General features: G+C 38.8%; 18 protein-coding genes and 1 pseudogene. 16 read left to right on the forward strand and 3 right to left on the reverse strand.

What is annotated here, in order from left to right; genetic code table 11:
* Nucleotides 1–24: 24 nt before the first annotated feature.
* The 9 genes from mce (at nt 25) to RYO55_RS09060 (ending at nt 6,643) form a co-directional block, all read left to right on the forward strand.
* Nucleotides 25–447 carry a methylmalonyl-CoA epimerase gene (mce, locus tag RYO55_RS09020; RefSeq protein ID WP_005377395.1) on the forward strand — a complete coding sequence of 141 codons (423 nt, stop codon included), beginning with the start codon at nt 25–27 and terminating at the stop codon, nt 445–447.
* A gap of 36 nt (nt 448–483) precedes the next feature.
* Nucleotides 484–2,013 (forward strand): carboxyl transferase domain-containing protein, encoded by a 1,530-nt coding sequence (locus RYO55_RS09025; protein WP_314985187.1) that lies wholly within the window; start codon nt 484–486, stop codon nt 2,011–2,013.
* A gap of 73 nt (nt 2,014–2,086) precedes the next feature.
* A complete protein-coding gene (locus tag RYO55_RS09030; RefSeq protein ID WP_195213103.1) occupies nt 2,087–2,431 on the forward strand; it encodes an OadG family protein in 345 nt (114 codons plus the stop codon).
* 23 nt (nt 2,432–2,454) lie between these two features.
* Nucleotides 2,455–2,622: a hypothetical protein gene (locus tag RYO55_RS09035; RefSeq protein WP_004696483.1), complete on the forward strand. Its 168-nt coding sequence runs from the start codon at nt 2,455–2,457 to the stop codon at nt 2,620–2,622.
* A 101-nt stretch (nt 2,623–2,723) separates the two neighbouring features.
* Nucleotides 2,724–3,113 (forward strand): biotin/lipoyl-containing protein, encoded by a 390-nt coding sequence (locus RYO55_RS09040; protein WP_004696481.1) that lies wholly within the window; start codon nt 2,724–2,726, stop codon nt 3,111–3,113.
* A 70-nt stretch (nt 3,114–3,183) separates the two neighbouring features.
* Nucleotides 3,184–4,305 (forward strand): sodium ion-translocating decarboxylase subunit beta, encoded by a 1,122-nt coding sequence (locus RYO55_RS09045; protein ID WP_195213104.1) that lies wholly within the window; start codon nt 3,184–3,186, stop codon nt 4,303–4,305.
* Nucleotides 4,306–4,499: 194 nt separating this feature from the next.
* Nucleotides 4,500–4,757, forward strand: coding sequence for a hypothetical protein (locus RYO55_RS09050; RefSeq protein WP_004696478.1), 258 nt, complete (start codon nt 4,500–4,502; stop codon nt 4,755–4,757).
* Nucleotides 4,758–4,795: 38 nt separating this feature from the next.
* Nucleotides 4,796–6,097, forward strand: coding sequence for an SLC13 family permease (locus RYO55_RS09055; protein WP_195213105.1), 1,302 nt, complete (start codon nt 4,796–4,798; stop codon nt 6,095–6,097).
* 381 nt (nt 6,098–6,478) lie between these two features.
* Nucleotides 6,479–6,643, forward strand: coding sequence for a DUF362 domain-containing protein (locus RYO55_RS09060; RefSeq protein WP_005377422.1), 165 nt, complete (start codon nt 6,479–6,481; stop codon nt 6,641–6,643).
* Nucleotides 6,644–6,717: 74 nt separating this feature from the next.
* On the opposite strand, the gene RYO55_RS09065 is transcribed toward RYO55_RS09060, so the two are convergent.
* From RYO55_RS09065 to RYO55_RS09075, 3 genes are read right to left on the reverse strand one after another with little or no spacing between them, the layout of a single operon-like run.
* Nucleotides 6,718–7,812 (reverse strand): tyrosine-type recombinase/integrase, encoded by a 1,095-nt coding sequence (locus RYO55_RS09065; RefSeq protein WP_314985189.1) that lies wholly within the window; start codon nt 7,810–7,812, stop codon nt 6,718–6,720.
* 52 nt (nt 7,813–7,864) lie between these two features.
* Nucleotides 7,865–8,509, reverse strand: coding sequence for a hypothetical protein (locus RYO55_RS09070; RefSeq protein WP_314985190.1), 645 nt, complete (start codon nt 8,507–8,509; stop codon nt 7,865–7,867).
* Nucleotides 8,510–8,533: 24 nt separating this feature from the next.
* Nucleotides 8,534–9,184 (reverse strand): XRE family transcriptional regulator, encoded by a 651-nt coding sequence (locus RYO55_RS09075; RefSeq protein WP_314985192.1) that lies wholly within the window; start codon nt 9,182–9,184, stop codon nt 8,534–8,536.
* 171 nt (nt 9,185–9,355) lie between these two features.
* Between RYO55_RS09075 and RYO55_RS09080 the strand changes: the two genes are divergently transcribed.
* The 7 genes and pseudogenes from RYO55_RS09080 to RYO55_RS09110 all read left to right on the forward strand — a co-directional run.
* Nucleotides 9,356–9,562 carry a helix-turn-helix transcriptional regulator gene (locus tag RYO55_RS09080; RefSeq protein ID WP_004697581.1) on the forward strand — a complete coding sequence of 69 codons (207 nt, stop codon included), beginning with the start codon at nt 9,356–9,358 and terminating at the stop codon, nt 9,560–9,562.
* A 23-nt stretch (nt 9,563–9,585) separates the two neighbouring features.
* Nucleotides 9,586–9,825: a hypothetical protein gene (locus RYO55_RS09085; RefSeq protein ID WP_314985195.1), complete on the forward strand. Its 240-nt coding sequence runs from the start codon at nt 9,586–9,588 to the stop codon at nt 9,823–9,825.
* Between the two features lie 12 nt (nt 9,826–9,837).
* Nucleotides 9,838–10,140, forward strand: coding sequence for a hypothetical protein (locus RYO55_RS09090; RefSeq protein ID WP_314985197.1), 303 nt, complete (start codon nt 9,838–9,840; stop codon nt 10,138–10,140).
* Between the two features lie 98 nt (nt 10,141–10,238).
* Nucleotides 10,239–10,448: a hypothetical protein gene (locus RYO55_RS09095; protein ID WP_314985198.1), complete on the forward strand. Its 210-nt coding sequence runs from the start codon at nt 10,239–10,241 to the stop codon at nt 10,446–10,448.
* Nucleotides 10,448–10,678: a hypothetical protein gene (locus RYO55_RS09100; RefSeq protein ID WP_314985200.1), complete on the forward strand. Its 231-nt coding sequence runs from the start codon at nt 10,448–10,450 to the stop codon at nt 10,676–10,678. Before RYO55_RS09095 ends, RYO55_RS09100 begins: the two co-directional genes overlap by 1 nt.
* 328 nt (nt 10,679–11,006) lie before the next feature.
* Entirely contained in the window at nt 11,007–11,378 is a 372-nt protein-coding gene (locus RYO55_RS09105; protein WP_314985201.1) for a hypothetical protein, read from the forward strand.
* A gap of 16 nt (nt 11,379–11,394) precedes the next feature.
* A pseudogene (locus RYO55_RS09110) lies at nt 11,395–11,807 on the forward strand (hypothetical protein); the annotation flags it as partial.

The raw sequence follows: 11,807 nt of genomic DNA on the forward strand, positions 1-11,807 counted from the left end.
AGCCTTATAAAGGAGATAATCGAAATGGCTTTTAAAGTATTACAAGTGGATCACATCGGTATTGGTGTTAATGATTTAGCAGCAACTAAAGAATTTTACAAAAATGCTTTGGGAATTCAACATCTTCCTGAAGATGAAGTAGTAGAAGAACAAAAAGTAAAAGTATCCTTCTTCCCATGCGGCGATGCTGAATTAGAATTCTTGGAAACTACTACTCCAGACGGCCCTATCGGTAAATTCATCGAAAAAAATGGCGGTCGTGATGGTATCCAACACGTTGCTTTGCGTGTAGATAATATTGAAAATGCTATTGCTGATCTTATGGCGAAAGGTATTCGTATGATTGACGAAAAACCTCGTTATGGTGCTGGCGGTTCCTCTATTGCATTCGTTCATCCTAAAGCTACAGGTGGCGTATTACTTGAACTTTGCCAACGAATGAAATAAAATATTATTGTAACAAGTTTTTATGGAGGTGCTGACATGCAAACAGTGCAAGAAAAAATTGAGTTGTTGCACGAAAAACTAGCGAAAGTTAAAGCTGGTGGCGGTGAAAAACGCGTTGAGAAACAACATTCTCAAGGTAAAATGACTGCTCGTGAACGTTTGGCTAAATTATTCGATGACAACTCTTTTGTTGAACTTGATCAATTCGTTAAACATCGTTGTGTTAACTTCGGTCAAGACAAAAAAGAATTACCAGGCGAAGGTGTAGTGACTGGTTATGGTACTATCGATGGTCGTTTGGTATATGCATTCGCACAAGACTTCACTGTAGAAGGTGGTTCTCTTGGTGAAATGCACGCTGCTAAAATCGTTAAAGTACAACGTTTAGCAATGAAAATGGGTGCTCCTATCGTTGGTATCAATGATTCCGGCGGGGCTCGTATTCAAGAAGCTGTAGATGCTCTTGCTGGTTACGGTAAAATTTTCTTTGAAAATACAAATGCATCTGGCGTTATTCCACAAATTTCCGTAATCATGGGACCATGTGCAGGCGGTGCTGTATATTCTCCAGCATTGACTGACTTCATCTACATGGTTAAAAACACATCTCAAATGTTCATCACTGGTCCTGCAGTTATTAAATCTGTAACTGGTGAAGAAGTAACAGCTGAAGATCTTGGTGGCGCAATGGCTCACAACTCTGTGTCCGGTGTTGCTCACTTTGCAGCTGAAAATGAAGATGATTGCATCGCTCAAATCCGCTACTTGTTAGGTTTCTTACCTTCTAACAATATGGAAGATGCTCCATTGGTAGATACAGGTGATGACCCAACTCGTGAAGACGAAGGCTTAAACAGCTTGTTACCTGATAACAGCAATATGCCTTACGACATGAAAGATGTTATTGCAGCTACTGTAGATAATGGTGAATTCTATGAAGTACAACCATTCTATGCTACAAACATCATCACTTGCTTCGCACGTTTTGATGGTCAATCCGTTGGTATTATTGCTAACCAACCAAAAGTAATGGCTGGTTGCTTGGACATCAATGCATCTGACAAATCTTCCCGTTTCATCCGTTTCTGTGATGCTTTCAATATTCCAATCGTTAACTTTGTTGACGTTCCTGGTTTCTTGCCTGGCACAAATCAAGAATGGGGCGGTATCATTCGTCATGGTGCTAAAATGTTATATGCTTACTCTGAAGCTACAGTACCAAAAATTACTGTTATCACTCGTAAAGCATATGGCGGTTCCTACCTCGCTATGTGTTCCCAAGATTTGGGCGCGGATCAAGTATATGCTTGGCCTACATCCGAAATCGCTGTAATGGGTCCTGCTGGTGCAGCTAATATCATCTTCAAGAAAGACGAAGATAAAGATGCTAAAACAGCTAAATATGTAGAAGAGTTTGCGACTCCTTACAAAGCTGCAGAACGTGGCTTCGTAGATGTTGTAATCGAACCAAAACAAACTCGTCCGGCAGTTATCAACGCTTTGGCAATGCTTGCAAGCAAACGCGAAAACCGTGCTCCAAAGAAACATGGTAATATTCCATTATAATTCGATTCGGTAAACATATCATCGAATTTGGGAGATACCTTTCTTTACTACTTTTTTAGAAAGGGGAATGATTATGGAAGGACAAGCAGTTACTACCAATCCGTTACTCATAATGGCAATCAATATGTCTATTGTGTTCTTTGTTTTGATTGCTTTAGGTATTCTTATGAAGATTGTTTATTTAATCGATCCTACTAAGAAGAAAAAAGAAGCTCCTAAAACTGACACAACTGTTGCAGCTCCAGCAACTCCTGTGGCTGCACCAAGTGCATCTGCTCAAAATGAGGATGAAGTAGTAGCAGCTATCGTAGGTGCCATTGTGGCGATGGGGTACTCATCTGAACAAATTGCATCTATCCGACCTACAGCAACAAGTGCTAAATGGCGCTTGGAAGGTCGCTTAAGCGGTAGAGGTTAAAATAATTTTAGGAGGCATTTGTAATGAGCAATGCTACAACAACTAACGGTAAAGCTCCATCTCAAGATGTAGTAGCAGTAATCGTTGGTGCATTAGCGGCAATGGGTTATTCCGCTGATCAAATCGCGCATATCCGTCCTATCGTAAGCTACAATTGGAAAATGGAAGGCCGTTTGCGTGGTAATCGATAAGATAATTGGCTAATTTGATAATCCATGAGATTATTCAATTTATATGTGTAAAAATATTTATAAGTTTTGTGTAGAAATTACACATTTTGGAGGAATTTAAGATGAAAAAATTCAACGTTACAGTAAATGGTACAGCATATGATGTAGAAGTTAATGAAGTGAAAGCAGCCGCTCCTGCAGCAGCTCCTAAAGCGGCTCCAGCAGCAGCTCCAGCTCCTAAAGCAGCTCCTGCACCAGCACCAGCTCCAGCTGCAGCAGCTGCTCCAGTTCCAGCAGGTGCTGAAACTGTAAAAGCTCCAATGCCTGGTAAAATCTTATCTGTAGCAGTATCTGCTGGTCAAGCAGTTAAAAAAGGCGAAACTTTGTTGATTCTTGAAGCTATGAAAATGCAAAATGAAATTGCAGCTCCACATGATGCTGTAGTTTCCGAAGTTCGCGTATCTGCTAACCAAACTGTATCCACTGGCGACGACATGGTTGTTCTTGGTTAATACCAAGTTTTGTATGGCGCGGCGGTGCCGCGTCATATAACAATTTTATATTTGTGAAAGGGGAACGCATATGGAGGCTTTTGCTGTTGCGATACAATCCGTTCTTAACGATAGCGGGTTCCTCGCATTTGAACCAGGTAATGCTATTATGATTCTTGTAGGTTTGATCCTATTATACTTAGCATTTGCCAAAGAGTTTGAACCATTATTGTTGGGTCCGATTGCGTTTGGTTGTTTACTTGCTAATATTCCTCGTAACGGTTTTGAAGAAGGCGTTATGGCTCTTATTAGTGCAGGTATTTCCCAAGAAATCTTCCCACCTTTAATTTTCCTTGGTGTAGGTGCGATGACTGACTTCGGTCCACTCATTGCCAATCCTAAAACATTGCTTTTAGGGGCTGCTGCTCAGATCGGCGTATTCGTTGCACTTGGTGGTGCAATGACTTTGGGCTTTACAGTTCAAGAAGCGGCTGCTATTGGTATCATCGGTGGTGCTGATGGTCCTACATCTATCTACTTAGCTGCTAAGCTAGCTCCTCATCTATTAGGTGCTATCGCGGTTGCCGCATATTCCTATATGTCCTTGGTACCGTTGATTCAACCACCTGTAATGAAATTATTTACTACTCAAAAAGAACGTGAAATCGTAATGGAGCAATTGCGCGAAGTTACACGTTTTGAAAAAATCGTGTTCCCAATCGTTGCAACGATCTTCATTTCCTTATTGCTTCCTTCCATTACATCCTTGTTAGGTATGTTGATGTTAGGTAACTTATTCCGTGAATCTGGCGTAACTGATCGTTTGTCCGATACTTCTCAAAATGCGTTGATCAATACTGTTACTATTTTCTTAGCAACTGGTACTGGTTTGACAATGAGTGCGGAACACTTCTTAAGCTATCAAACAATCCTAATTATTGGTTTAGGTTTGGTTGCGTTTATCGGTGGTACTGCTGGTGGCGTATTATTCGGTAAATTGATGAGCTTATTTGATGGTGGTAAAACAAATCCACTTATTGGTTCTGCTGGTGTATCCGCGGTTCCAATGGCAGCTCGCGTATCTCAAGTAGTAGGTGCAAAAGCTAACCCAGCTAACTTCTTGCTCATGCATGCTATGGGCCCTAACGTAGCTGGCGTTATTGGTACAGCAGTAGCAGCAGGTACAATGCTTGCTATGTTGTCTAGTCACTAATAGTTAAATAATTATTCACCCAGGTGTACCTAAATAGGTACACCTATTGGTGAATCAAAAAGCCCTTGATAATTATGTAATCATACATAAAAAGGGAATATTTGCAATAAATGCTTTTCAGATCGGTCATTAGGTGATTAGCAAGATTTCACAGAATAACCTTCTAGTGCTTTTAATATAGTAGAGGTGGTCACTTGTTATCAATTGAATTAAAAATACTGATTTGTTTTGTTTGGGCATTTATTGTTTTTTTTATTACTGCACTGATTATCGGTGCTGAAGGCAAAGCTAAATGGTTTCAGCAGAGAACTAAATATTCTTGGTTTAACCGCCGTGGTTTTCTTGGTGAAACTTTATTATTTGGGTATCCTAAAACAAGAGAGGGATATGGGATTACTTTTATAATGGCTTCTGCCATTGGTATCGTAGGTTATATTTTATATCTCTTATAATTATGTCAGTGCATTTCTCTGAAGGGAGATGATGATGTATGGGTACTGCAGAACAAACCTTAATCGTCCTTGCAGTCATGGCTGTTTTATTCGTTACGGAAATTATTCCTCTAGCTATTACTTCTTTAGGCGGCGCAATTACATTAGGCCTTATGGGTATTATTACTCCTAAGGTTGTATTCTCTGGTTTATCTGATAGTACAGTTGTGTTGTTTGCAGGCATGTTCGTTGTTGGTGCTGCATTATTCTACACTGGTTTGGCTCAAAAAATTGGGGAAACCGTAGTATCTCATGCAGGGACTAGCGAAAATGGATTAATGCTTGCGATTATGCTTGTAACAGCTATCATGTCCGCATTCTTATCTAATACTGGTACAACAGCTGCTTTACTTCCAGTAGTTGTTGGTATCTGTGCTGTTGCTAAGATTCCTGCATCTCGCCAATTGATGCCATTAGCATTCGCTGCAGGCATTGGTGGTATCATTACAATGGTTGGTACACCACCTAATATCATTGTAAGTGGTACATTATCTAAATTCGGTATTGAACCATTTGGTTTCTTTGAGTTTGCTTGGATTGGCATTCCTTTGACTATCGCTACTATCGTATTCATGATGCTCATTGGTAAACATTTATTACCTAAACATGAAATTACTGATGCCGGTGATGTAGAACAAGAAGTAGCTGCTGAAGATATTTCTAACGATCCTAAGAAACAATTGTTCTCCGGACTTATTCTTTTAGGTGTAATCCTTGCCATGATTTTAGGCGAACCATTGAAAGAACACTTTGGTATTAACTTGCCATTGAGCATGGTTGCAGTTATCGGCGCAATGCTTTGTGTATTAACTGGTTGCTTGAATGAAAAACAAGCTTATACATCCATTGACTGGGTAACAATCTTCTTATTCGCTGGTATGATGCCAGTAGCAACTGCACTTGATCAATCTGGTGCTGGTAAAATGATTGCCGATGCAGTAATCGGCGTTATGGGCGCTGATCCTAGCCCTTACTTTGCTACAGCCGTATTGTTTATTTTATCTTGTGTTATGACTCAATTTATGTCTAATACTGCATCTTGTGCATTATTGGCTCCTATCGGTATCTCCATTGCTCAAGGTATGGGCGCTGATCCTCATGCCGTATTGATGGCTATCGGCGTTGCTGCATCTTGTGCATTCGGTACACCTGTAGGTACTCCTCCAAATACATTAGTACTTGGTCCTGGTCAATACAAATTTACTGACTATGTAAAAGCTGGCGTTCCATTGATTTTAGTTTGCTTCGTAGTAAGCTTAATTATTATTCCAATGGTATGGCCATTCTTCCCTGGTAAATAATAGGGGATAGGTTACTCTACTATAAAGCACACACGAGGTCGAATCGTAAGATTCGGCCTCGTTTTTATATGATAATAAATATTGATAATTGAATTCCTATTATATTACTACGTATTTTGATAAAAATGATAATTAGTGCATTCTCAATTATTGAAAGATATATTTAAATATATAAATGAAAAGAAATATCAAAATTATGATAAACATAGACTTTATATGATAAAAAGGAACAATTGTTATGCAAAATAATATACAAAATTTTATCATTTTCGTTTGACTTTCAATTATTATTGTGTGATAATGAGAACAGAAGTTAAGGCAAGTGCCTTGTTAAATGATAATAATAAGTTTTCTTTTATAATGTTCCTATGGAGGTTTATCATGAGAGTTATTGCTGATGGTTGCATTAAATGTGGTTCTTGCGCATCTGTTTGCCCAGTTGCTGCTATTTCTGAAGGCGAAACTAAATACGAAATCAACGATACTTGCATCGACTGCGGTTCTTGCGAATCCGTTTGCCCAGTATCTGTAATTTCCGCTGAATAAGAACGCAAACGTAAAAAAGCCAGTAAACACTTATGTTTACTGGCTTTTTTATTTTTTGAAATTGGCTAAAATTGCTACATTTTGTCTGCGTTGCTCAACCGTTGCTCACCTTTTATGAGTGCTTCACCATGGGGTAATCTGTTAACCGCATCAATATATTGTTGTAGGGTTTTGTGAGTGTAAACTTCCTGGGTGATATTATCTTTACTAGAATGTCCAACGATCCGTTTGATTATAATCTCATCAATCCCAATATTACTAGCTAAGGAGATAAAGGTATGACGTGTATCATGTGGCTTATGTTCTCCTAAGTTAAGATTTTGACACATACGCTGCATTTCTCTTCTGTAGGTGTCTTTATGTATTACCTTATCTAACAGACACGTTACACGCTTAAATTTGGCTTGCTGATACAATTCTTTAATGAAAGGATATATACATTCTGCAATAGGAATACATCTATCCTTGCCTGCTTCCGTTTTAGATCCGCCTATCATGTAGCGCTCCTTCAAATGGATATTATCGAGCTTTATAGTCTGTAATTCGTTCAATCTGAGGCCTGTATAGGCATAGATTAAAGTTAGCTTGATAATTATATCATCAGAGTGTTGCCACATGGTGTAGAGGTCAAAATTCGTAAAAATATTAGCCTTCTTGATTGGGGTAGCGTTTTTGTTGATGATAATATCAGAGAAGTAGTTCCGTGGTATAATTTCTTGCTTAACGGCAAGCGTGCCTACAGACACTATAATAGCCTTAATTAGCTTTTGATAAGACTTTGTGTGAGTCGAATTATCGAATATGGGCTGGAAATGTGCCGCACGCATATTCTTCATTTCGATATTATTAAGATGACTGACCATCTTTTGTATAGTATGTATAATCTTCATTCGCCCAGCTGACAGCCCTTGGCGTTCTGCTTCCTCAATCCGCCATTCGAAACATTGGCCAAACGTAATTTTGCGCTGCTCTTCTTGCGGCGGATTAGTAGAGTAGAGTGCTAGTGCAGTATATGCTTCCTTTTGTGTGGCAAATGTGCCTACCGACTTACGAATAGCCTTGCCGTTGGCATCGTACCCATAGGTTACAACTGCCCTGTACGGCTTACGTAGCGCTTTATGTTTCATCTTATATACAGTGCCTGATCCATTAGCACGTTTCATGGCCATAATTACATACCTCCTAAAATACCCCTATCTCATGATAGGGGTATTATTAATGTTACTCTGGGTCACTATTTTGATATACTAGCTTATATTCTTTGTCGATAAGATTATTTAGCTTATCGGCGGTAATTGGAATTTCGATGCGGTCTCCGTTACCATTAATGAATTTAATCGTGTAAGGAGTGTTATAAATTACATTTTTAGGATATGCATAATACACAATGGCATAGCTATGGGGCATCATGTCGTATATTTGTGTGTCCATTTTAGCAGGCATAATATAATGGCCGTCTTTCTCAATCAGTAACCGCTGAGAAGGTAACTGGGGCATAACGCCCCCGGTAAGCAAATTCTTTAAATGCAGCGCATACGTAGCGATGTATACGTAATCCTTATTATCTAACATCGTATTCTTGAAATCCGCAGGAGGGAATACAAGTCTTTCATCTTTTGAATAGGCAAGGTATTTCGTTATCGTGGCCGGTGTAATTAACGATGCAGCGCCACCGCCGCCGCTCCGAAGTTCTATGCCGTACAATACCGGATTTTCTAATTTTCTATCTGGTTTGAAATTCGAGCCGATAGCCCATATCTTATCATATGTATCCGGTGTTATATCAACAAATCCAGAATTCGCATAATTAATAGCTACACAGGATAATAATATCCCTAGACCACATATTACTTTCTTAGCTAACATACTAACATCTCCCTTATTAATTTTTTACAAAGTCACATTGTACATAACAACCTTACCGATCAGGTATAAGTCATCTGTATTCTCGTAACTAAATATGATGTCCCGAAATGCCATATCCGAGCTATCAGGTTTAAATACAAATTCTTGATGTTGTTTATCATTGTAGAATCTTTTAACTGTATAATCCCCTCCATTCTTAATAACTACAATATCTCCGTCATGGATATCTAGTAGTTCTATATTTGTTAAGATAGCAATAACAGATCCATTTTGGATAACATTATTCATGCTTTCGCCGTTGACAGCCATAAGTAATATGTTCTTATTGCCCGCATAGCGCCCCATCATGAAATCAGGGATAGATATAGTAGGCATGAAGTTAATGGCGTCTATCGTGGTTAACGCGCCCGCTGATACAGATGCAGGTACGTAGTGATAGGAATTCGTGCTCACTGTTAACGCTTCTTCAGCATCTAAATTGTCCTTTAGCAGGTCCATGATACTGACATGTAGTATATCTGCCAGTTCATATAATTTGCCTACTGGTGGCTCGGCCATTCCTGTTTCCCATTTCTGAATAGTAGTAAATGACTTATACCCGAGCCGTTTAGCAATCTCATCCTGTGATAAGTTTCTTAATTTCCTAAAGTACCTAATATTATCTGAAAGTTTCATAATATCCTCCTCTCGATCTCCCAAACTTATATACTAATTATATAATGCATTTGAATTAAATTCAATTAGATTTTATATTTTTTATCGTAAACTTGAAAAAAAATCAAATTCATTATTGACACTTGAATTTAATTCATGTTATTATGAGGTCACGATAAGGAGGTGGTAGTAATGCCAAACAAATTTTATATTTCCGAGTTGAGAGCTCGGAAAGGGGCAACACAGGCGCAAGTTGCCGCCGATCTTGGCATATCTGTTGCTACGTATAATGCGTGGGAAAAGGATATATCCAATGTGGCCATTAGTAAAGTAGTGGCACTGGCAGAGTACTTTGGCTGTACGGTTGACCAAATTTTTTTGACTAGAAACTTGAATTAAAATCAAGTAAAAGGAGGTATTAAATGCTAAAAAAAGTAATATCTGTTTCGCAGATGGCTGCGGTACTCGGAATTAGCTTAACCGCAGTCCGAGAGGGCATCGCGGTAGGTAAATTCCCATTTGCCTACGCCTGGCAGTCACCTGGGAAGAAGTCAAGAGCCTTTGTCATCGACAAAGAAGGCTTTAAGACTTACCTAATGCGCTCCCTGGGTTGGGATTTAAAAATTATCGATGCAGAATTCAAAGCTGCACATATTCAATAGGAAGGATAAATCATGAAATGGAGTAATACATCCTACCATTACACAATTTCCGTAATTAAAGGAATCGTAGGTGGTTTCCAGTATAGCCTCGACAGAAAATGTAATACAAAACGATGGGCGCTGATGGATCTTGAAGAGTTGGGCACCTCAAATTGGGGATTTTCTAACTTAAAAACGCGATTAATCGACAACGCCATTCGGAAGGCCATCAACTATGTTAAAAGTACCGACATGTCAAGCTGTCAGGTATCGACTGTGTATCATTCTGGATTTAGACACGATCCTGGTTATTTTAAAGGTTTAAAGGAGATGTAAATCATGACATGGATTGACGCAGGAATGCATTTAAGCTTTGCCGCTGCAGCAGTAGCTTCTATTTTATCAATGATGATGTTATAAAGGAGACTTTAACTATGACTGAAATTCCAGTAAACGAAACAGCAATGGCTGCACATTTAAAAGCAATCGAATCAGACCGCCTCTTAAATCAAATCAGTGGGGACGTTATGAACGCTATCTATAGCTTGCAAACCATGATGAGTGCTTACGTCGCACAAGGATTCCGCATTAGCGTTACTGTTGACGATATCGTAGTTGAGCAAATTATGGAGGACGATGAATAATGGGCTACATGTTATTGGGGACATTCCTCATTGCTGGGTCAATGGGGGCATTAGAACTCGACCAAATAGGATATATGCAATTCCTTATTCAATCAATCATAGGTTTAGCGTTATCAATATATGGTTATAAAAAGGATATGGCAGAAGTAGAAGACGAGGAATGTGAAGTCGATTATATTCCTAAAATAAGAAAATATGGAGAATACTGCCATAATCCATATTACAAATAGGAGGTGGAATATGAATTATATTGATGTGATTAGTGTGCTATTTATTCTTGTTGTGACGGCCGCTTATATTATGTTTTTCGATGGGCTAATTTGGGTGCTAATACAATGAGACCTCCTGTTCGAACATGTACTAAGTGTGGAGTTAGGTTAATTCCACACACTTATAACTATATTTATGACGAGACTAATCGTAAGGCAATTAGAGTATGCAAACATTGCCACGATGAACATGTTCGCCGTAAAAGTAAAAATGCTCGCACTCACGGCAATGAGATACGAGCACAAATTAAATTAACCTAGTTAAATTGTAACACATAAGGAGGCTACTATGCCAACTGTTAATAAAAATATAGATTTTGATTTCTTTAATAGAACGGGCCGGTACCCTCCGAAGATACGATTTAACATGTGGGGTTCCGCATGCGGATTAAGCATTGACGCTTATAAAGCACTAGGGCAACCTATCGGCCTTAGAGTTGGAATCGATAAGGCGGATCGTGAAATTCATGTTTTACCAGTTACTAAAGAAAACATTAAGGGTGCTATTTATCCAAAAACACATGAACTTAAACATTCGAAAGTATTAATTTCAACATCCCGTATCGTTCTGGCAGAACTCAGAGAATTGGGAATTACTAAAAACATTGAAGGATTCGTGAATGATGAAAACGGGACCTTAGAGTTGCTATTTAAATTTTAAAAGGAGATATAACACAATGGAAAATCAAAATATCTTAACAATTAAATTCAATACATTAGACGATTTGGCCGTACAAGTAGCAGATTGGAATGAACGACTTAATCATCAATGCCAAGGCCCATGTATGTCGGAAAAGCCAATTGTTAAAGTAGCGTCAGGCACTAGTCTTGAACTAGCAGAAAATAAACTCGAGGATACATTCAAGAAAGCAATTCAAAAGAGTAGTAAAAAGATTGCAGAAGGGATAACCCAACTTGAAGCTAATGGTTGTAAGGTAAGAATCTTAGAAAATGAAGTGTCAGCGACTACAGACGATGTTCCTGTAACAGATTTCGAAGGTAAGCTAACAAAAGCAAAAAAAGAAGAAAAGGTTCAGCCAGTAGTAGAACCTAAACCTGCTGAAACAACAAAGGTCGAAGAACCGACTCC

This window comes from uncultured Veillonella sp. (genome assembly GCF_963551295.1).
In the GTDB taxonomy this organism is placed as follows: Bacteria; Bacillota; Negativicutes; order Veillonellales; family Veillonellaceae; genus Veillonella.

What these genes read in the sequence shown, in the direction of transcription:
- mce (WP_005377395.1), top strand. Translation starts at nt 25, where the DNA reads ATGGCTTTTAAAGTATTACAAGTGGATCACATCGGTATTGGTGTTAAT.
- RYO55_RS09025 (WP_314985187.1), top strand. Translation starts at nt 484, where the DNA reads ATGCAAACAGTGCAAGAAAAAATTGAGTTGTTGCACGAAAAACTAGCG.
- RYO55_RS09030 (WP_195213103.1), top strand. Translation starts at nt 2,087, where the DNA reads ATGGAAGGACAAGCAGTTACTACCAATCCGTTACTCATAATGGCAATC.
- RYO55_RS09035 (WP_004696483.1), top strand. Translation starts at nt 2,455, where the DNA reads ATGAGCAATGCTACAACAACTAACGGTAAAGCTCCATCTCAAGATGTA.
- RYO55_RS09040 (WP_004696481.1), top strand. Translation starts at nt 2,724, where the DNA reads ATGAAAAAATTCAACGTTACAGTAAATGGTACAGCATATGATGTAGAA.
- RYO55_RS09045 (WP_195213104.1), top strand. Translation starts at nt 3,184, where the DNA reads ATGGAGGCTTTTGCTGTTGCGATACAATCCGTTCTTAACGATAGCGGG.
- RYO55_RS09055 (WP_195213105.1), top strand. Translation starts at nt 4,796, where the DNA reads ATGGGTACTGCAGAACAAACCTTAATCGTCCTTGCAGTCATGGCTGTT.
- RYO55_RS09060 (WP_005377422.1), top strand. Translation starts at nt 6,479, where the DNA reads ATGAGAGTTATTGCTGATGGTTGCATTAAATGTGGTTCTTGCGCATCT.
- RYO55_RS09065 (WP_314985189.1), bottom strand. Translation starts at nt 7,812, where the DNA reads ATGGCCATGAAACGTGCTAATGGATCAGGCACTGTATATAAGATGAAA.
- RYO55_RS09070 (WP_314985190.1), bottom strand. Translation starts at nt 8,509, where the DNA reads ATGTTAGCTAAGAAAGTAATATGTGGTCTAGGGATATTATTATCCTGT.
- RYO55_RS09075 (WP_314985192.1), bottom strand. Translation starts at nt 9,184, where the DNA reads ATGAAACTTTCAGATAATATTAGGTACTTTAGGAAATTAAGAAACTTA.
- RYO55_RS09080 (WP_004697581.1), top strand. Translation starts at nt 9,356, where the DNA reads ATGCCAAACAAATTTTATATTTCCGAGTTGAGAGCTCGGAAAGGGGCA.
- RYO55_RS09085 (WP_314985195.1), top strand. Translation starts at nt 9,586, where the DNA reads ATGCTAAAAAAAGTAATATCTGTTTCGCAGATGGCTGCGGTACTCGGA.
- RYO55_RS09090 (WP_314985197.1), top strand. Translation starts at nt 9,838, where the DNA reads ATGAAATGGAGTAATACATCCTACCATTACACAATTTCCGTAATTAAA.
- RYO55_RS09095 (WP_314985198.1), top strand. Translation starts at nt 10,239, where the DNA reads ATGACTGAAATTCCAGTAAACGAAACAGCAATGGCTGCACATTTAAAA.
- RYO55_RS09100 (WP_314985200.1), top strand. Translation starts at nt 10,448, where the DNA reads ATGGGCTACATGTTATTGGGGACATTCCTCATTGCTGGGTCAATGGGG.
- RYO55_RS09105 (WP_314985201.1), top strand. Translation starts at nt 11,007, where the DNA reads ATGCCAACTGTTAATAAAAATATAGATTTTGATTTCTTTAATAGAACG.